The 19,281-nt window shown below is 36.0% G+C and carries 17 protein-coding genes and 1 tRNA gene; 3 read left to right on the top strand and 15 right to left on the bottom strand.

Annotated elements, in window-relative coordinates:
• Positions 1-12 precede the first annotated feature (12 nt).
• Complete coding sequence (gene spoIIE / locus C794_RS19380; RefSeq protein ID WP_017798832.1) at positions 13-2,469, bottom strand: stage II sporulation protein E; 2,457 nt, start codon at positions 2,467-2,469, stop codon at positions 13-15.
• Positions 2,470-2,929: 460 nt separating this feature from the next.
• Here spoIIE and C794_RS19370 point away from each other — a divergent pair, with 460 nt between their 5' ends.
• From C794_RS19370 to C794_RS19360, 3 genes are all read left to right on the top strand, one after another.
• Positions 2,930-3,382, top strand: a complete 453-nt coding sequence (locus C794_RS19370; RefSeq protein ID WP_017798830.1) for a MarR family winged helix-turn-helix transcriptional regulator — start codon at positions 2,930-2,932, stop codon at positions 3,380-3,382.
• Positions 3,372-4,904, top strand: a complete 1,533-nt coding sequence (locus C794_RS19365; RefSeq protein WP_017798829.1) for a DHA2 family efflux MFS transporter permease subunit — start codon at positions 3,372-3,374, stop codon at positions 4,902-4,904. Before C794_RS19370 ends, C794_RS19365 begins: the two co-directional genes overlap by 11 nt.
• Positions 4,905-5,247: 343 nt before the next feature.
• Positions 5,248-5,321, top strand: a tRNA-Met gene (locus C794_RS19360).
• 142 nt (positions 5,322-5,463) lie between these two features.
• Here C794_RS19360 and C794_RS19355 read toward each other — a convergent pair.
• From C794_RS19355 to glmU, 14 genes are all read right to left on the bottom strand, one after another.
• Positions 5,464-5,850 (bottom strand): S1 domain-containing RNA-binding protein, encoded by a 387-nt coding sequence (locus tag C794_RS19355; protein WP_017798828.1) that lies wholly within the window; start codon positions 5,848-5,850, stop codon positions 5,464-5,466.
• 69 nt (positions 5,851-5,919) lie between these two features.
• The gene (locus C794_RS19350) at positions 5,920-6,300 is read right to left on the bottom strand and encodes an FtsB family cell division protein (protein WP_017798827.1); all 381 of its coding nucleotides are present in this window, start codon (positions 6,298-6,300) and stop codon (positions 5,920-5,922) included.
• 5 nt (positions 6,301-6,305) lie between these two features.
• The gene (gene yabQ, locus C794_RS19345) at positions 6,306-6,899 is read right to left on the bottom strand and encodes a spore cortex biosynthesis protein YabQ (RefSeq protein WP_017798826.1); all 594 of its coding nucleotides are present in this window, start codon (positions 6,897-6,899) and stop codon (positions 6,306-6,308) included.
• Positions 6,896-7,198, bottom strand: coding sequence for a sporulation protein YabP (gene yabP, locus C794_RS19340; protein WP_017798825.1), 303 nt, complete (start codon positions 7,196-7,198; stop codon positions 6,896-6,898). Before yabP ends, yabQ begins: the two co-directional genes overlap by 4 nt.
• A gap of 56 nt (positions 7,199-7,254) precedes the next feature.
• Positions 7,255-7,518, bottom strand: a complete 264-nt coding sequence (locus C794_RS19335) for an RNA-binding S4 domain-containing protein (RefSeq protein ID WP_017798824.1) — start codon at positions 7,516-7,518, stop codon at positions 7,255-7,257.
• Complete coding sequence (yabN, locus tag C794_RS19330; RefSeq protein ID WP_017798823.1) at positions 7,515-8,984, bottom strand: bifunctional methyltransferase/pyrophosphohydrolase YabN; 1,470 nt, start codon at positions 8,982-8,984, stop codon at positions 7,515-7,517. The genes C794_RS19335 and yabN overlap by 4 nt, the downstream gene beginning before the upstream one ends.
• Complete coding sequence (locus tag C794_RS19325) at positions 8,981-10,585, bottom strand: putative polysaccharide biosynthesis protein (protein WP_017798822.1); 1,605 nt, start codon at positions 10,583-10,585, stop codon at positions 8,981-8,983. Before C794_RS19325 ends, yabN begins: the two co-directional genes overlap by 4 nt.
• 133 nt (positions 10,586-10,718) lie before the next feature.
• Positions 10,719-11,252 carry a stage V sporulation protein T gene (spoVT, locus tag C794_RS19320; RefSeq protein WP_017798821.1) on the bottom strand — a complete coding sequence of 178 codons (534 nt, stop codon included), beginning with the start codon at positions 11,250-11,252 and terminating at the stop codon, positions 10,719-10,721.
• A gap of 143 nt (positions 11,253-11,395) precedes the next feature.
• On the bottom strand, positions 11,396-14,917 hold the full coding sequence (gene mfd / locus C794_RS19315; RefSeq protein ID WP_017798820.1) for a transcription-repair coupling factor: 3,522 nt from the start codon (positions 14,915-14,917) through the stop codon (positions 11,396-11,398).
• 86 nt (positions 14,918-15,003) lie between these two features.
• Positions 15,004-15,234, bottom strand: coding sequence for an anti-sigma-F factor Fin (locus C794_RS19310; RefSeq protein ID WP_017798819.1), 231 nt, complete (start codon positions 15,232-15,234; stop codon positions 15,004-15,006).
• An 83-nt stretch (positions 15,235-15,317) separates the two neighbouring features.
• On the bottom strand, positions 15,318-15,881 hold the full coding sequence (pth, locus tag C794_RS19305; RefSeq protein WP_017798818.1) for an aminoacyl-tRNA hydrolase: 564 nt from the start codon (positions 15,879-15,881) through the stop codon (positions 15,318-15,320).
• A gap of 262 nt (positions 15,882-16,143) precedes the next feature.
• Complete coding sequence (locus tag C794_RS19300; protein ID WP_017798817.1) at positions 16,144-16,779, bottom strand: 50S ribosomal protein L25/general stress protein Ctc; 636 nt, start codon at positions 16,777-16,779, stop codon at positions 16,144-16,146.
• Positions 16,780-16,912: 133 nt separating this feature from the next.
• Positions 16,913-17,866, bottom strand: a complete 954-nt coding sequence (locus C794_RS19295; protein WP_017798816.1) for a ribose-phosphate diphosphokinase — start codon at positions 17,864-17,866, stop codon at positions 16,913-16,915.
• A gap of 29 nt (positions 17,867-17,895) precedes the next feature.
• Complete coding sequence (gene glmU, locus C794_RS19290) at positions 17,896-19,263, bottom strand: bifunctional UDP-N-acetylglucosamine diphosphorylase/glucosamine-1-phosphate N-acetyltransferase GlmU (protein ID WP_017798815.1); 1,368 nt, start codon at positions 19,261-19,263, stop codon at positions 17,896-17,898.
• Positions 19,264-19,281 lie beyond the last annotated feature (18 nt).

Here is a 19,281-nt window from a genome sequence, read left to right as displayed (position 1 = left end):
TATTGACTCACTTTATAAAACATTGCTTTCATAGATTGGTATGCTTGTCCATTGCGGGGTGTTTTTCTTCACTTTCGCAACAAGCACGGTCATATCATCTATAATTTCTCCTGATCTTGTTCTAATTACTTCTTCCAATAACAAGTCCGCAATTTCTTGTGGATCATCTGTGTCCATCTCTTTAATTTTTCGCTTTAACCAAATATCGATATTTTCTACATGTTGTGGCCCATCAAATATTCCATCACTCATCATAATTAATAAATCATCGGGAAGTAATTGCTCTTTCACAATTTCTACATCAAACTCTTTAATAATACCAATCGGTAAATTACTCGCTTCTATTTTAAACATATTAGCGCCACGCCGAATAAAACTCGGTGTAGAGCCAATCTTTACAAATTGCGCGTATGCATCATGTAGGTCAATCACTGCTAAATCTAATGTAGCAAACATTTCTTCTGTCGTTCGAAGCGATAAAATAGAATTTATCGATTTAATCGCTACTTTTTCCTTAATGCCAGATTGCAGAATTTGCTGAAGTAATCGAAGTGTTTCCATACTTTCTTCTCGTGCCCGCTTGCCATTGCCCATACCGTCACTTATTGCCATCGCAAATTTACCAGCCCCTAACTCAATCGTTGTAAAGCTATCTCCCGAAACTAAACCGCCTCCTTTTGCAGCATTTGCCGCACCTGTTTCAATGGCAAATTCTTTTGCTGAACCAAACGTAAAATGACTGTATCCATGTGGGAACGGAGAGATATCTTCTTGCTTAACAACAATAATTTCATGAAGTATATCAGATAATATCGGAGCAATTAATTTCTCTCCTTCTCCGCGATATTCTCCGAAACTTGCTGTTAATTCAATATCGACATCCCCTTTTTCCAATTGATAAATGTCTAATCGTGTTAATTCTATTCCTATATGCTTTAAAGCAGCGATAACTTGTGCTTCTTGGAGTTCATGATGTTGCCTTTCTTTTACAATCTCTTTAGCAAAATCCTCCATCACATCTGATACCCCTTGCAGCTGGTCTGCTACAAGCCGTTTACTTTCTGTGACTTGCTGCCGTAGTTTATGATTTGCTTCATAGAAGCTCATTTCTTCTTTCATTGCATCTACAACCTTCCGGGATTTAACGCAATGATTCTCAAATTTCCGCATCACTTTTCGGTTAGGATCTTTACCAGACGTAACATCTTCTTTCATTTCTTCCATTAAAGAATAGGTTTGATCGAATTCCTTTTGCCAGCAACGATCCTTCATAAAGCATCCTTGACAAGTTTTCTCTGTAACCTGACTTAAAAAGTAATCCGTATCGCGACGAGCTTCCTGTTGTTCATCATTAACCGTAGGGTCTGTAACTGAAAAACTTTTTGATAACGCACGAAATACATCTGAAAACTGCTCCACACGTTTCGCGGTAACATTCCTTACTTTTTGTAAATATTGTTCTTGTTCATTCGTATATGCTTCTGTTCCTGGAATATATCTGGCTATATGATTAAACCAGCTAGCTGGTGTTAATAAAAACAAGCCGATAGCTATGCAAGACTCCATTAAAGAAGGAACTAATGCCACAGAATTCCCGTAAATTCCTATCAAGCAAGTACCCACTAACAAACCAATTGCCGTTCCTAGTTTTTTTCCTTCCTTTAGCAATCCTCCTAGCAATCCTGAAAAAGCCAGTAAACTCATTTGATAGAGATTGGCAACATTTGCGAGAGATAATATTAATCCTGCAACAACTCCTACTGTAGATCCAATTGCAGCTCCACCAATAAATGAAAAAATTAATACAAAGTATCGCGAAAATATTTGTTCTACTGAAGCTCCATAAATTTGCCATCCAATAAACCCTGTTAAAACGGAGGCAATTAATATAATTAAGCATACAATCTCCTCATTTTTTAATGCTGGTTTATATCGTTTTGGTGATAAAAGAGGAATGCTTTGCATAAAGATAATAACAAGAACTGCTCCTAATACTCCCTCTATCGCTAAAAGGGCCCATTCATAGGAGGTTACCGTGTTACTTAATGAGTAGAAGAAGATTCGAGAAAGTATTGTAGACAGAAATACGACTACAGGTAAAACCAATTGTTGATTCTTCATATTCTTCGTTAGCGATCCTATTAAAATAAATACTAAAAATGCTAACGCGATGAACATCGCATGCTCAAAATGATAACTTAGTGCTCCAAGAAACACTGCAATCATCGATTTTAGACTTTTATCTCGATGGACAAGCCATATTGTGGCAATAAAAGCTACCGCAAATGGTGATACAGCGGATAGAATTACTGCTCGTCCAAGTAAAAACCCTGTTAAATAAAAGATCCATCCTTTGTCTATTAACAATCGTTTCACCTTCGATTGTATCTTTTGACGTATCTTTCCTTTTTTCCCCGACTTCTCAAAACCTATCGTTCCCGATTCCGCCCTTGGAATTGATCCTATCATGTTATCCACTCCTATCTTTCAAACTAGTAAACCACATGATGCCTTCTTTTTTTGTCAAAATTACATAGGCCCAACCAAAAATCGTTCGACGGTTTTCCATATAAGAAGCATCTTTCAACACAATCCATGATGGCAATGTGTGGATATCGTCCTATGTCTCCCGTATGAATTTTAAATAATTTCTTCACAAAAACATCACCGTATCGCTATTCTACCTCCATTCATAGTTTTCATCATAGACGTATTTGAAAACATGCTTATATATGAAGTAATTTGCCGAAAGTCGTATCGTTTGTAGAAATTAAAAAGGAAGAAGTACGTTAATTTAAATTAGAGGCAGAAAAAGGTTCGTAATGCGAAATATTTCTCTTGCAATCCATTTAAATCTACCCTATAGTATTTATCAGTGACCAAAATAGTTCGCACATGAACATTTCTGTAGTCTAAGGAGTTTTAAGAAATGAATGATGAAGAAAAAATTACTAAAATCATTCACTCCTTTCGAGAAGTGAATCGATTTTTTTATAAACAAATGTGGCATCATGCCAATGATCTGGGTATAACTGTCGTACAGCTTCAGACGATGAAATATATATCCGAGCAACCTAACATAAGTCTTCAACAACTTGCGGAAAAAATGAATATTAATAAGAGTACCGTCAGCAGCACCGTTGACAGATTAGTAAAGGCCTCTTTTATTAAACGAGAACAATCCACATCGGATAGACGTGCCATTAATCTTAATTTAACGGAAGAAGGTAAAAAGAAAGAAGCAGAAGGTAAAAAACTCTTCCATGCAAGACTTCATGAGTTATCTGAAGTTAGTGACGAAGATACAGAAAGTTTATTTCGCCTCCATCAATTGATAAAAGAAAAATTGGCGGTGGAGAGGAGTGATCAACATGAAGGATAGATCTATGTATCTAGATGCAACCAACTTACCAAAGATACCAATTATTTTTGTCATGGTAATCGGTGCATTCATCGCTATTCTTAATCAAACATTATTAAATGTTGCATTACCTGTCATGATTGTGGATATGAATATGTCTGCCAATCAGGCACAATCATTAACGACTATCTTTATGCTTGTGAATGGAATTCTCATTCCAATTACAGCTTTTTTAATGGAGAAGTTTACCACAAGACAATTATTCCTAACAGCAATGTCACTATTTTCCTTAGGTACACTCGTTTGTGGTTTAGCCTTTGGTTATCCTTCACTATTATTCGGTCGCGTCATTCAAGCGGCTGGAGCAGGAATAATGATGCCTTTGCTAATGAATGTAATTTTAAGTCTTTTCCCTGTCAATAAACGTGGATCTGCGATGGGATATATCGGACTTGCTATGATGTTTGCACCTGCTATTGGTCCAACATTATCGGGACTTGTGGTTCAAAATTATTCTTGGCGCATATTATTCTTTATCGTTCTCCCAATTGCCATTATCGACATCATCTTGGCATTTTTCTTTTTACGGAATGTAACGAAGCAATCAAACCCAAAGGTAAATTATGTTTCGATATTAATGTCTACCGTCGCATTTGGTGGATTACTCCTTGGGTTTAGCTTGGCGGGGGAAATGGGCTGGAAGCATGTAGAAGTCATTGCCCCATTAATTATAGGAGCAATTGTAATGGTGTTCTTTATTCGAATGCAATTGAAACTAAAGACTCCTATACTCGAATTTCGAGTGTTTAAATATAGTATGTTTTCGCTAACAACCGTCATTAGTGTTGTTATAACCATGTCAATGTTTGCAGCGATGATTCTGGTTCCTATTTATTTACAAAACTTACGAGGGTTTTCTCCGTTGGCATCGGGATTAATGTTATTACCCGGGGCGTTGATTTCAGCAATCATGTCTCCGATTACCGGTAAATTATTTGATCGGATTGGCGCTCGGCCGTTAGCGATTACTGGTCTAGGTATAACTGCCATAACTACTTTTCTATTTTCTGATTTATCGAATGAGACCGGGTATTATTATTTAATGTTCGTCTATAGTCTCCGAATGGTAGGTATCTCAATGATTATGATGCCAATTATGACAGCAGGGTTAAATCAGTTACCACAGCGTTTATATTCACATGGAACCGCAATGGCTAACACGTTACGGCAAATGTCCGGTGCGATTGGTACTGCATTTTTAGTAACTGTAATGAGTAGCCAAACGGTTAAGCATATGGACGAAATGACGCAAACAGTTGTATCAGAAGAACAATTACAAGTGATCGAGAACTTAGCAACTATTGAAGGAATTAATGACTCATTTATGATTGCTACAATTTTTGCTATTTTAGGATTTATACTTTCTTTCTTTATAAAGAGAAGATATCCGCCTGAAGAATCTGAAGAAACTGTGTCTACAGAACAAAAGCGCAAGCGCCCGTTTAGAAGCGTAGCGAGTGGAACAAATTCAGTTGGAAGATAATTTATGAAAGAGAAGCTTCATTTAGTTGAAAATTTTCTTTCTCTCCCCTGTGCTAGTTGAACAAACAGTTTTCTTGGTTTAGTCTCATCGTTAAATTTAGAGGGTGGGACTTAACAAAGATTTTAGTCAAAAGACGAATAATAGATAGAATAAACGTGAGAAATATAATGGCCATTCATTCGGATTTATCTTTTGTGTTCATTACATGCAAAGTAAAAGAAGTAAGTACTTTAACTGAATTAGGACAGCCACGTTATCATATAGATGTACTTATTTCTATAATCTTATATTTTCTATTGACACATGTCCTTTGCTGTTGTATGATATTTTTTGTTGGTTAAATGGCGGTGTAGCTCAGCTGGCGAGAGCGTACGGTTCATACCCGTGAGGTCGTGGGTTCGATCCCCTCCGCCGCTATCATAAACAAGAAGCTCGTTTTGCATAATAGCAGGACGAGCTTTTTTATATATGACTATCTTTAAAAACCAAAAAAGCAGACTGCATCCAATGGATGTGTCTGCTTTCATTTATATTAGAGCATTATCATAGACAGCAACTGCTATCCTCTTCTAGCACCTCGACCCCCGCGTTTAGATTCGGTGTGCTTCTTCAAAGAGGCTAAACGATCCTCTGAGTCTTTTAAGAAACGACTCATTTTCGATTCAAAATTCTCTGTACGCTCTTTGGTATTCTTTTGTTGGCGAACAGGACGATCCTTCGCCTTTTTTATAGATAGACCAATCTTGCCATCTTTTTCGACATTAATAACTTTAACTTTCACTTCATCACCAACAGTTAAATGTTCATTAATATCTTTTACATAGTTGTCAGCAACCTCACTAATATGAACTAACCCAGTTTTTCCTTTTTCTAACTCAACAAAGGCTCCAAAATTAGTGATTCCAGTTACTTTCCCTTGCAGCTTGCTGCCTACTTCGATTGACATAAAAAAAATGCTCCTCCTTAAAAGATTAAATGTACTTCTCATATAGTATATTAATCAGAACGAAAAGTGTCAATAAGACGGATCCTCATCAGGTAACTTAAAGATTTTTTCTCCCTCTTTAGAGAAGAAATAATTAGTCCGTGCAATATCTAGCACATAATCTTCATCCTGTAATAACTTAATTTCTTTTTCCAAATTGGATTCCTGATTTTTTAATTGGACAAGTTCTTCTTCTAATTGCTGGTACTCTTCCAACTTGTCCGATTGTGTAGCACGTTGATTAACATGATAAGCAGTCATACTTCCAAATGCAATAGCAATGACTACACCAAATAATACTAGACGACGAACCAAACGTTGTTTTTTTCGTTTTTGTCTTTCTATGTACACATCGTGTTGCTGCATATAATTGGAATCTAATCTAGTTACATTTTTCTTTCTGTTCGCCAAAGCTATTACCTCCTTCGAAATAACTGTAACCACCTATAGCATATATTCTTTATTTTACTATAAAATCCTTCTATTTTCTTTAAAAATTTTTTAAAAGAATCTGGAATTATTTTATAGATTCCTTTTCCAATCCAAATAAATGGTGCTAAAATCACATTTAATATAAACAAAAGTAGAGTAATTGTCCAACCAAAGATTGTTTTTATCATACGATAAATAAGGGTAATTATCCACTTAAAAGGTGTTAGCAGCAGTTTATCCAATAAACGGCGAATAAAATGATATATGGAGCTGACAATACGAATAATAACTTCTAAAATTCGAATATATGGTTTTTTCGCAAACACTTGATATATAGAAAAGCCAAGTAAACAAGCAAGCAACACATACAATCGTACTTCTCCAGCGTTTACACGGTAAAGTACATAAAAGATGACCCCTGCCTGCGTCAGCCAGAAGCCTATCTCCAAAAAATAAGTTAGAAAAGCATTATCTCGCCAATATGTCGTTAATCTTCGAAATGTCTGTTGTATAATACCCAAATAAAATCCACTTAAAACCATGGATATCATCGTGATAAACTGCACACTAAGTGTCATCGGAACAACTTGCTAAAGAAACCTTTAGCTTTCTCCTGTTGCTGTTCATCCACATAGGAAAGTTCATAAATTTTCCCTTTAATCGTTACAACACCTTCCGTTACATCCAAGTTTTTTAGTTGTAAGTTCTGGCCACGCACGATTAAGTAGCCCATAACCGTCTCTAGCAGAAACTCCTCATTATCAAAGCTATCGACTTCCTTTACACCGGTAATCTCGAGGTCTTTTCGATTATTTATCTTGACGGAATGTTCAGTCTGGACACGATTTATTGTTTCTTTCGGTTCATAGTAGTTCATATTAAATACCCTCCTTATCATTATTACTCTATGATTGGAAGGACAAGTATAGAACTCTATTTATCATCAATCTTTTCTTCTTTTATAATTGTATATAATGTCTCTGCTTCTTCTTTTCGTACAATTTCACGTAATGAATTCACACGTACGTGAACTATCTTTTGTCCGAAACGTATTGCTAACTCGTCCCCTTCGGATAGTTTTGTAGAAGCTTTTGCTGTGTTGCCATTTACTGAGATTCTACCTTGCTCAGCAACTTCTTTTGCTAGAGTTCTCCGTTTAATTACGCGAGATATTTTCAAAAATTTGTCTAGTCTCATTTATTTTCCTCCTCTTTTTTCACCTTTTTCGCTTCATTCCAGTAATCATCCATTTGCTCAAGAGAAGTGTTTTCGAATGTACGATTATTCTCTAATAATTTGTCTTCAATATAACCAAAACGATATTTGAATTTATTGTTGGCACGATTTAACGCGATCTCTGGATGTACGTTGTAATATCTAGCTAGATTCGCCATAACAAATAGGACATCCCCTATTTCATCTTCCACTTCGTCTAAATTCTTTTCTCGAACTGCTTCTTTCACTTCTTCAATTTCCTCATAAAGTTTGTCCCAAACTCCCCCGACGTCTTCCCACTCAAATCCAACTTTCGCTGCTGTTTTCTGTATTTTATATGCCGTTGATAGAGAAGGTAGGTGGTTTGGAATACCATCTAAAAGTAATGCTCGTTGATGGCCTTTTTCTTCCTTTTTCAATTCTTCCCAGTTCTTCTCTACTTCATTGGCATCTTGTACATTTTGATTGGAAAACACGTGAGGATGACGATGAATCATCTTATTGGTAATCGACAGTATAACATCCTCGATAGAGAAGTACCCATTGTCCTCTCCGATTTGACTATGGAGCAACACGTGCATCAATAAATCTCCAAGCTCCTCCATAATATTATCGTCATCTTCTGCATCAATGGCATCGATTAACTCATACACCTCTTCAATAGTATGATAACGTAAGGATTCGTGTGTTTGTTTCTTATCCCATGGACAACCATTTGGACCTCGTAGTGTCTTCATAACTTGACGGAAATGATTAAATGTATGACGAAGTAATTCATCTGGGACCGGAGGGACATAAACTGAGATTAGATTACTCGTCCACATTTTTTGATCTAACTCTTCTAGTGTTACTTTCACTATCTGCTCATTTATGCTTCCTGCCGCTTCTACGATATATACTTCAAAATCAGCAGGCAAGTCTTCTAATAACGTTAATTTTACTTCAGAGGCGATAAATGCGTCGTACACTTGGCAAATAAACAGATGGTTTTTTAAGTTTAATTGATCGCGGTGTAAATCCGTCCCGTCCACAAATTGAAATCCATCTATCGGATCAATCTTCATTGCAGTAAATAAATCATCCAAATAGCTCTGTCCACCTAAAATACTTACTTCTACCTCCGTCTGTGCTAATAAAAGCTGCGTTGTTTTTTCTGCCAACATCGGATGTCCCGGAACCGCATAAAGAATGGTTTCATTGTCTTTTTTTGCCTGGTGAATTAATTCCGTTACAATCCGTTCATATACAATTGAAAATGTTTCTTCTTCTTCATATAAATGATCAAAAGAAACAAACTTCACTTCTTCTGTTTGTAATTCGGTTATAACCGGATGTTCAATTGTTCTTGTTAGGACAGGACCTGAAGCTTGAATGAGCTTTTTATACATACCAAAAGGTAACTGATCCAAATTCCCAGCGCCCAGTCCAATGATTTCTATTTTGCTCATAATTTATTCCTCTTTTCCGCTAACCGTAGTAATAATGTCGATTTGGGTAATAATTGTAATTGATGTTTCGTAAATCCTTGCATACGTAAAATAAATATAAAGTATATGATACCACCACTAAAGCAAACAGCCATCAAATATATTAATAAAAACAATCGAGAACCCAACCATATTTCTGGAATAAAAAGCTTCCAAATACACACATAAAAAGTAAGGATACCCGCTGCAACAAATATACTTTTCCATTGTATAGAGCGAGAGATGTGTAATTCTGGTAGTTTACGTCGTATTTCCATCATAATTAATAAAAACAAACATAACAGACTGCATACCGTCGCAATAGCAGCCCCCATCATTCCTAGATTTGGAATCAATAACTGGTTCCCTATCCATTTAATAAAAAAGGTAATTGCAATAAATAGTGCAGTACGTTTAATATACCCAAACCCTTGTAAAACGGTTGATCCTATAATGGCCAATGTAGCAAAGACAACCGATAACATAAGAACACGTAGTTCTATGCTCCCCTGTTCATTTTGAAATAGAAGCCGATTTATTTCAGGCAATAATAATAGTAATCCAATAACAGCTCCAATTACAATGTAAAAACCAGTTAGAAATGCCGTTCGTACATATGTATATACATGTAATTTTTCCGTTTTTAATTTTTTTTCACTAATCATCGGGAGAATCGTTAATGCAATCGATGAGCCTAAGACGGTGACAAGCTGTATCAGTGGCTGTCCCCGATCGAATACACCCTTTAACTCTTTGGCCTCTATATTTCCCCAACCAAACTCTAATAGCTGTGGTACGAAGGTGATAGCATCTGCTAATTGAATAAACAATAGCGTCATATGATTCATTGCAGCAGCAATTCCAAGAATTAGCACGGTTGATATAAAAGGTTTAATAGAAAAGCTATTGTCACTATTTTTCGGGAAAGATTGTAGTTGATTTCTCTCCTTAACATAGAAAACCAATAAAATTATTGTAGCCATACAAATTCCAAAAAATGTCGCATATACTGCCGCCATTCCTATCCAATCGATGGAATAGGACGAAAAAGCAACCAAACACGCTGCACTAATGATAATACCCACTCTTACTAATTGCTCTCCAATTTGTGATACAGCAGTTGGTATCATTTGATACATTCCTTGAAGTACTCCTCGAAAAAGAGCAACAACAGGAATAAATAAAAATACAATTGCGGTTAACCGATAGGACCATATAAGTGAAGCTTCATTTATTGTTTCTGCCAATAATGGTGCACTAATCCATATTACAGCTGCTAGCAAGAAATGAAATATACATAATATGGCTAATATCGGTGCATAGAAGGAATTCCATGTTAATCGTTTTTCTTGTGAAAGTTCTCTGGAAGTCACTGCTGAAATAGCGGATGGAAATCCATACAATGCAAGCATCGTTGCTATACCTAGTAGTGGATAAATTTGCTGATATATATAAAAACCCATATCCCCTGTTAGATTCTGTAAGGGAATACGGTAACCAGCGCTAAGTATTTTACTAAGCAATCCGGCAATACTTAACCATAATGCTCCTTTTACCAATCTATTGGTATCATTCTCTTTCATAATGTATTTCCTTTACTTCAATGAATTTCTCTAATTATAACATATTTCATAATCGGCTTAGATGATATAAAGGTTGTGAATATATCACAGGGCATAAGAAAACCTCAGGGGAAAATTCCTGAGGTACTTATGTCTATTCCATTTGTTTTGCTAAAAATGTTGATGCCGTCTCTGCTGCTTTTTGCTCTATTTTGCTTAGCTTTTCTTCTTTTGAAAAAATCATTACACAGCCGATAGGATCTCCATTCGCAATGACGGGATGAATACAATACGATTGCAATTGTTGTTCTTGTCCATCAATAATTTCAATTGATTTCGAATCTACCTCAAATACTTGTGAACGACCTTCAATAGTATCTGCTATTACATTGCTTATAGGTTTATTCAAGTATTCTTTTTTGGATTCCCCAGCAACTGCAATAACATCATCGCGATCAGTAATCATTACCGGAGTCTGAAGAGATTGAAATAATGCTTCTGCATATTCTTTAGCAAAATGTCCTAATTCATTGATTGGGGAATATTTTTTTAGAATAACCTCCCCTTCTCGGTCAACAAAAATCTCTAGTGGATCCCCTTCTCGTATACGTAAGGTTCTTCTGATCTCTTTAGGAACCACAACTCTCCCCAGATCATCAATTCGACGTACAATTCCTGTTGCTTTCATTCTAAGTAGCCTCGCTTTCTAAATGATGATTCTGGTCCACATGTATTTCCTCATAATTAATTTTTGGAAAAACACGAAACAATCACCAGCTGTGGTTTTAGTATAAATCATCCAGTAATAACTATACATTCCAAATAAAATTTTTATCGATTTGTTTTATCTAGCTGTTTTATAAAGCTTGTAACCGTATCATATCGCTTAAATTTTGAATCTTTACTCCACTTAATTCCAATTTTTAACTTTTTATTATCTGTGCCAAGTCCAATATCTCTCCCATACTCATTTGCTAAAGCAAATAGCTTTGATCCATCGATTTCTTGGCTACGTGATTCATCGACAAGCATTTCTATCTTTTTAGGTGTCTCTAAAATTGACTCTACACGCTGTATTTTCGCATACATTTTCATTTCACTTACGGTAAATAAATGTTCTACTTCCTGTGGATAATCACCAAACCGATCAATTAATTCATCTTTTAGATCACCAATCGCTTCTTCACTATCCAGTGTTTGAAACTGTTTATAGATTTCAATTTTTTGTTTTTCATCCTCTAGATACTCATCTGGAATGTAAGCATCTAATTTCAATGAGAGTTCAGGTTCAAATGGTTTGATTTCTTCAAGTTCTTTTCCTGCTTTTCGTGCATCTATTGCATCTTTCAGCATTTGAGAATACATATCAAAACCAACAGAATCAATAAATCCATGTTGTTGTGACCCTAATAAATTCCCGGTGCCACGTATGGATAAATCACGCATTGCAATTTTAAAACCAGATCCAAGCTCTGTAAATTCCTTAATTGCTTGCAGGCGCTTTTCCGCGACTTCTGTAAGTACTTTATCTTTTTGATACGTAAAGTATGCATATGCTACACGATTCGACCTTCCTACTCGACCACGTAATTGATAGAGCTGACTTAATCCCATGTAATCGGCATGATTGACGATTAACGTATTTACATTCGGTATGTCTACCCCTGTTTCAATGATGGTCGTACTAACGAGAATATCAAATTCTCCCTCTAGAAAACTAAATATAACATTCTCTAATTCAGACTCGTTCATTTGTCCATGAGCAACCGCAATTTTTGCATCTGGAACAAGCATACCTAAATCACGAGCTACCTTATCTATATTCTCCACACGATTGTATAAGAAGAAGACTTGGCCGCCTCTTCCCATTTCTCGTTCGATCGCTTCTCTCATGAAAATAGGATTATACTCCGTTACATACGTCTGAATAGGGAAACGATTCTCTGGCGGTGTTTCAATAACAGATAAATCCCGCACCCCTAGCATCGACATATGCAATGTCCGCGGGATTGGTGTCGCAGTTAATGTAAGAACGTCTACATTTGTTTTCAATTGTTTTATCTTTTCTTTATGCTTCACACCAAATCGTTGCTCTTCATCCACAATTAATAATCCTAAGTCTTTATACTCTACGTCTTTGGATAAAATTCTATGGGTGCCGACAACTACATCAACATTTCCACTCTTTAGTCCTTTAGTTGTCTCTGTTTGTTGTTTTTTGGTACGAAAACGACTCAATAACCCTATATTGATAGGATAATCTTGAAAACGTTCTCGAATCGTTTCATAGTGCTGCTGTGCTAAAATCGTTGTTGGCACTAGTATCGCCACTTGTTTCCCATCAGATACTGCTTTGAACGCAGCACGAATTGCCACTTCGGTTTTTCCATAGCCAACATCTCCACAAAGCAATCGATCCATAGGACGTTCTTTTTCCATATCTTCTTTAATTTCTTGAATACAACGTAACTGATCTTCCGTCTCCTGATAAGGGAACGATGCTTCGAATTCATGTTGTAATTCAGAGTCTGGCGAGAAAGCATAGCCTTGCTTCGCTTCCCTTTCCGCATATAGTTTAATTAGATCATCAGCAATATCCTCAACAGACGATTGTACTTTTCGTTTTACTTTCGTCCATTCTGATCCACCGAGCTTGTATAATTTTGGTTCTTTTGCTTCTGATCCAACAAATTTCTGAACAAGATCAATCTGATCAATCGGTACAAATAACTTATCATCACCAGAATATTTGATTAACATATAGTCTTTATGCAAGTTGCTTACTTCTAAAGTTTCTATACCTAAATACTTACCCACACCGTGATTGGCATGAACAACATAATCTCCTATTTTTAGTTCCTGATAACTTTTAATGCGCTCGGCATTCGATACTTTTGGTTGTTTTCGTTTATGCTTCATTCGCTTCTTAAACAACTCTTGTTCCGTAACAACCGCTAGCTTATGCATAGGAAATTCCGTTCCAGACTGGATATTTCCAACAATAATAGTAGGCATTTTAACTGGTAATACCGGATCTTTCTTACTTATTTGTGTCTCAATATCATAATCATCTAGTATAGAATGAACCTTTTCTGCTCTTTGTTCATCTGCGGCAAGTATTATGACGGAGTAATCACCTTTATCCCACCGTTGTAATTCATTTTTAAATAAATGCATCTGACCATGAAACTCCTGCATCGTTCGAGAAGATAGATTAATAACATTCTCAGGATTGGTATTTGGAATATGACGCATAAATACAGACATATAAATACGTTGTTGATTCATGCCCTCCATGACTTCATCCCAACCAAATGAAAATCGACTATTTTGCACCATCTTATTTCCTTCTAATAGGCTGGCATACCATTCTGCTTCCTCATGGTCTAGATTTATTGCTGTTTCACCGATTCTACTCATCTCATCAAAGAAAACGAGACCGTTATTAGGTAGATAATCTAATAAACTAGCTGGATTTGTGTACAGATATCCAATATATTTATACATTTCTTGAAAACGCTCTAACTGTTTAAAACGCGAAATATCATGTTCGATGACCTCTACCAATTGTTCTTTTGCTTCTGGTTTATTCATTTTTCTTAATGTTGTAGCTAATGCTTCTTCTAATTGTTCGGAAGTCTTTAATAAATCCTCATCCGTTAATAACAATTCACTTGCTGGACCGATACTAACTTCATCAAGTCTATCCAGCGAACGCTGAGACTCTGCATCGAAGTATCGAATGGAGTCGACTTCTTCATCAAAAAGTTCAATACGGATTGGGTGTTTTTCCGTAATCGGATAAATATCAATAATTCCACCACGTTTACTGAATTCTCCCGGCGAGGTAACCATAGAGGCATGCTCATATCCCATGTCTACTAGTGAACTCATATAGTGATCTATCTTAATATCATGACCTAATTTAAATAGAAGTTGATAATTATCCCAATAATTTTGTGGTGGAAGGATACGCTTCAAGGCAGCTACTGGTGCAATCAAAATTCCTGACTTATGGCGTGTCCATTCTGTCAATGCCTCTATTCGCTGTGCACGTAATTCCGGACTTGCAATCGCAATTTCTGAAGCAATCAATTCATTGATTGGATAAAGGTAGACACGTTCATCATCTACTAGTTCAACGAAATCATCATATAGTTGCTGTGCTTGAGCTAACTGATGGGTCACAATTAACACAGGTCGATAAATCGATTCATGAATAGCAGAAATTACTAAACTTCTAGCAGAACCACTTAACCCTGCTATCATCTGTTCTTTCATTCCACTAGTTACTCCTTCAACTATGGAATGAATATCTTCTTTTGATTTTAAAAATGTATGAATAGCTTTCATCGTTTGTCCCCTCTTATAACTGTATGTAAAAGCGCAAAAATGCCTTGGTTTATACCAAAGGCCCTTAAAAATATTTGCTTTATATCTTATTGTAAAAAGAAATCTAATTCATGGTAGTTTGGATGCTGTTCCAGTGTACGTTGACAATTTTCACAAATTGATTTCACCCGCATATTACCGTCTTGATCATAATATATCATATCGGTTAAGTCTTTATTTGTTAATTGATCAAATCCAAGTAAAGATACATCAATTTCCTTTTGATCTAGTTTTCCAATTCGTTGACCACAATGCCTACAATCATAATAAATTGTCATTTTACCACCCCAGTTAAACAATCTGTTACTAACAGTTTAACCGGGTTGAATTAGAATATACTTAATATATGATAAGCTATGCTCTACTGGTTAAAATCATTCATGACTTCTAAAAATGGTTTGCCTTTTATCCAGGCCTCTATTGCATCAGCCGCTTTTTCCACGCTCTCTGTCACTGCAGAAGTCTCTTGTTTTGGAAATTTACCTAACACATAATCAATCACTGGAGTGGCATTCATTGGTCGTCCAATACCTAAACGAACTCTCTTGAAATCTTTTGTGCCTAAATGATCAATCGTAGAGCGTACACCATTATGTCCACCATGACCACCTTTTTGACGAAGTCTAATTTTTCCAGTAGGTAGATCTAAATCATCATAAATAACTAATACATCATCTATATCTATATCAAAATAGTCCATTAACGGACCAATTGATTTACCAGAGAGATTCATAAATGTTTGAGGTTGTAATAGGATGACTTTCTCTCCATCGATATATTCTATGGAGTAATCCCCTTCAAACTTTGAATTATTTAGCTTCCATTTATAACGATGTAATAATTCATCAATGACAAAAAAGCCAATATTATGCCTCGTTTTTTTATATTTTCTTCCAGGGTTCCCTAGACCAACAATAAGTTTCATTTATATTCTTCCTTTTTAGTCGATGTTTAAAAATCTAAAAATAAGACCTTCAATGTACAAAATTCTCTGAGGATACGATCACAGCCCACTGGTTGTAAGCTTACCTAACCTTAGTCGTTTTTTCTTTTTGAACTCGTACTTTTATTATCATATACAAATACAACAACCCTTCTTGTCAAGAAGCATAATTCTATCCTAACAAAGAAGGGGATTTTTCAGTTGCATTATATTATTATTACATTTTTATTTAATACTTATCTTCTTATTCTTCGTCTGTAGAGTCTTTCTCAGCACCTACTAATTCCGGCTCTGCATTTTCATCTACATCGTCTGCTTCTAGATCTTCTTCAGTTGTCGGTGGTGTAATTGAAACAACAGAAGTATCTGGATCTTCTAATATTTCATAGTTACCTACTACTTTAATATCAGATACCATTATACTATCACCAACATCCAAATCAGATACATCGATAACAATTTCTTCTGGAATTTCATTCGGTTTTGCACGAACTAATATTTCATAGAATGGCTGTTGTAATACGCCACCCTCTTTTTCACCTTTGGATTCCCCATCAAGACGAACCGCTACATTTACATCCATTTCTTCGGACATATTCACAATATAGAAGTCTGCATGTAGTAATTCATCTTTAATCGGATCAATTTGGTAGTCATGAAGCATAACATCAACACTATTATTCTCTACTTGTAGAGATATAATTGCATTTCGACCTTCATCTCGAACCGTTTTTACTAATTCAACACTATCAACTGAAACATTTTTAGGGTCTTTTGCTTTACCGTAAACAACCGCTGGTACTCTTCCGCTTAACCTAATTTGTTTTGTTGCTGATTTTGTAAGATCTTCTCTTTTCGTTGCGTTTAATTTTACTGCCATTAAAATCACCCTCCAAGTTTATTAAAAACATTCGTTATAACTTATATTTTCTTTTTGTTAAATACTTATGCTTCATCTTGGTTGTAAAAAACGGTCAATATCATTAATACCCGAAATCAGATCGTACTAAACATTAATCAAAAAGGATACTTACGGATTGCATTTCATGAACGCGAATAATCGCTTCACCAATTAATGGAGCTACCGATAAAGCTGTAATTTTTGCACTAAATTTTTCATCAGGTAATGGAATACTATCAGTAATCACTAGTTCCTTAATTTTAGAGTTATCGATGCGCTCGATCGCAGGTCCAGATAAAACAGGATGTGTACAACATGCATATACTTCTTTTGCACCGTTCTCAATGAGGGCATTCGCTGCAAGCGTAATGGTACCAGCAGTGTCAATAATATCATCAATTAATATCGCTGTTTTCCCTTCAATATTCCCGATGATATTCATGATTTCCGCAACATTTGGTTTTGGTCGACGTTTATCAATTATTCCAATTGGTGCTTTTAAGCGGTCTGCCATTTTTCTTGCTCTTGTAACTCCTCCATGGTCTGGAGAGACAACAATAACGTCATCCAGATTTTTCTGTTCAAAATAGCTCGAAAGAATTGGAACACCTTGTAAGTGATCAATAGGTATATCAAAAAATCCTTGAATTTGTGGTGCATGTAAATCTAATGTAATCACACGATTTGCACCTGCTTTTTCAATTAAATCAGCTACTAATTTAGCCGCAATAGGTTCTCTAGAACGAGCTTTACGATCTTGTCGTGCATAACCATAGTATGGCATTACGATATTAATGGATTTTGCAGAAGCTCGCTTTAATGCATCAATCATAATTAACAATTCCATAATATGCTGATTAACAGGGGCACAAGTAGATTGTACTACATATACATCACAGCCACGAACACTTTCCTCAAGGTTTATTTGTACTTCTCCATCACTGAATTTTGAAACCGTACATTTTCCTAAGTTTGTTCCTATATGTGTAGCAATTTCATTTGCTAACTCAGGGTTTGAATTTAATGAAAAAACTTTTAACGACGAATCTTTATAACTGGATGTCATTTTTTGATTACCTCCATAAAATTGTTAATCTATTTTTTGAATTTAGATGCATATTCTTCCTTATTCGTTTGTCTTGCTCTTGCTATCGATAATGCATTTTCGGGTACATTTTTTGTAATAGTAGATCCGGCAGCTACGTAAGAACCTTTTCCAACCGTTACAGGTGCAATTAGATTCGAATTACAACCAATAAATGCATCATCTTCAATTGTAGTTAAATACTTATTCGTACCGTCATAATTTACTGTAATGGTTCCGCAGCCAACATTAACACGTTCTCCAACGTCAGCATCACCAATATAGCTTAAATGAGATACTTTACTATGGTCTCCTAGGGTTGTTTTCTTAATCTCTACGAAATTTCCAACCTTTGTATCGTTACCCACGTGTGACGCTGGTCTAATATGGGCAAATGGACCAATATTTACTCTATTCCCTATTTTACTACTTGTAGCAACACTATGTCTTATGACAGTTTCCTCTCCAACTTCACAATCCTCAAGTTCAGTATGCGGGCCGATTTCTGCCCCAGTACGAATAATTGTTTCACCCTTTAATACTGTTCCAGGATGGAGAATAACATCTGATTCAATTTGTACATCCGGTTCAATATAAGTTTGTTCAGGATCAATAATACTGACACCATTGCGCATATGTTCTTCATTAATGCGCTTTTTCATTATTTTTTCAGCTTCTGCAAGTGCTATACGATCATTTATTCCAATTGTCTCATCAAAATCAGGAGTCAAGAACGCACTAACCGTATCCCCTTGATGGCGCAATATCTTAATTACATCAGGTAAGTAATATTCGCCTTGTGCATTATCATTGGAAACCTCTTTTAAAGCAGCAAATAAGGCTTGATTGTCAAAACAATACGTCCCCGTATTAATTTCCTGAATTAATCTTTCACCTTCATTGGCATCTTTATGTTCAACGATTCTCTCAACCTCGTCTTGATCATTTCTAACGACACGACCGTATCCCATTGGGTTTTCTACTTTGGTTGTAAGAACACTTGCTTTAGCTCCTGTTTGCTCATGATATTGAATCAGTGCTTCGAACGTTTCATCACGAATAAGAGGTGTATCTCCACAAGCAACAACTGTTACACCCTTTTCATCTTTCAATAGATCCTCTGCCTGTAAAACAGCATGGCCGGTACCTAGCTGTTCCTTTTGATATGCAAATTCACTTGAAGAGCCAAGTTGTGCCTTCACCTTTTCTGCTCCAAATCCAACAATAGTAACAATTTTATTTAAGTTAACCTGTTGCAGCTGATCAACGACATGTTGCACCATTGGTCTGCCAGCAACTGGATGAAGCATTTTATGTAGCTTTGATTTCATCCTAGTCCCTTGCCCCGCTGCTAATATTACAGCAAATCGATTCGCCATTAGGAAACCTCCATTATC

Origin of the sequence: Oceanobacillus kimchii X50, from assembly GCF_000340475.1 — a bacterium.
Classification (GTDB): Bacteria; Bacillota; Bacilli; order Bacillales; family Amphibacillaceae; genus Oceanobacillus; species Oceanobacillus kimchii.
This window is presented reverse-complemented; position numbering and strand designations above follow the sequence as displayed.

Coding starts and splice junctions, on each gene's coding strand:
- glmU (WP_017798815.1), bottom strand. CDS start 19,263: ATGGCGAATCGATTTGCTGTAATATTAGCAGCGGGGCAAGGGACTAGG.
- spoVT (WP_017798821.1), bottom strand. CDS start 11,252: ATGAAAGCAACAGGAATTGTACGTCGAATTGATGATCTGGGGAGAGTT.
- C794_RS19310 (WP_017798819.1), bottom strand. CDS start 15,234: ATGACAATTTATTATGATTGTAGGCATTGTGGTCAACGAATTGGAAAA.
- yabN (WP_017798823.1), bottom strand. CDS start 8,984: ATGAGCAAAATAGAAATCATTGGACTGGGCGCTGGGAATTTGGATCAG.
- yabP (WP_017798825.1), bottom strand. CDS start 7,198: ATGAACTACTATGAACCGAAAGAAACAATAAATCGTGTCCAGACTGAA.
- spoIIE (WP_017798832.1), bottom strand. CDS start 2,469: ATGATAGGATCAATTCCAAGGGCGGAATCGGGAACGATAGGTTTTGAG.
- pth (WP_017798818.1), bottom strand. CDS start 15,881: ATGAAACTTATTGTTGGTCTAGGGAACCCTGGAAGAAAATATAAAAAA.
- yabQ (WP_017798826.1), bottom strand. CDS start 6,899: ATGACACTTAGTGTGCAGTTTATCACGATGATATCCATGGTTTTAAGT.
- C794_RS19365 (WP_017798829.1), top strand. CDS start 3,372: ATGAAGGATAGATCTATGTATCTAGATGCAACCAACTTACCAAAGATA.
- C794_RS19295 (WP_017798816.1), bottom strand. CDS start 17,866: ATGACATCCAGTTATAAAGATTCGTCGTTAAAAGTTTTTTCATTAAAT.
- mfd (WP_017798820.1), bottom strand. CDS start 14,917: ATGAAAGCTATTCATACATTTTTAAAATCAAAAGAAGATATTCATTCC.
- C794_RS19300 (WP_017798817.1), bottom strand. CDS start 16,779: ATGGCAGTAAAATTAAACGCAACGAAAAGAGAAGATCTTACAAAATCA.
- C794_RS19370 (WP_017798830.1), top strand. CDS start 2,930: ATGAATGATGAAGAAAAAATTACTAAAATCATTCACTCCTTTCGAGAA.
- C794_RS19335 (WP_017798824.1), bottom strand. CDS start 7,518: ATGAGACTAGACAAATTTTTGAAAATATCTCGCGTAATTAAACGGAGA.
- C794_RS19325 (WP_017798822.1), bottom strand. CDS start 10,585: ATGAAAGAGAATGATACCAATAGATTGGTAAAAGGAGCATTATGGTTA.
- C794_RS19355 (WP_017798828.1), bottom strand. CDS start 5,850: ATGTCAATCGAAGTAGGCAGCAAGCTGCAAGGGAAAGTAACTGGAATC.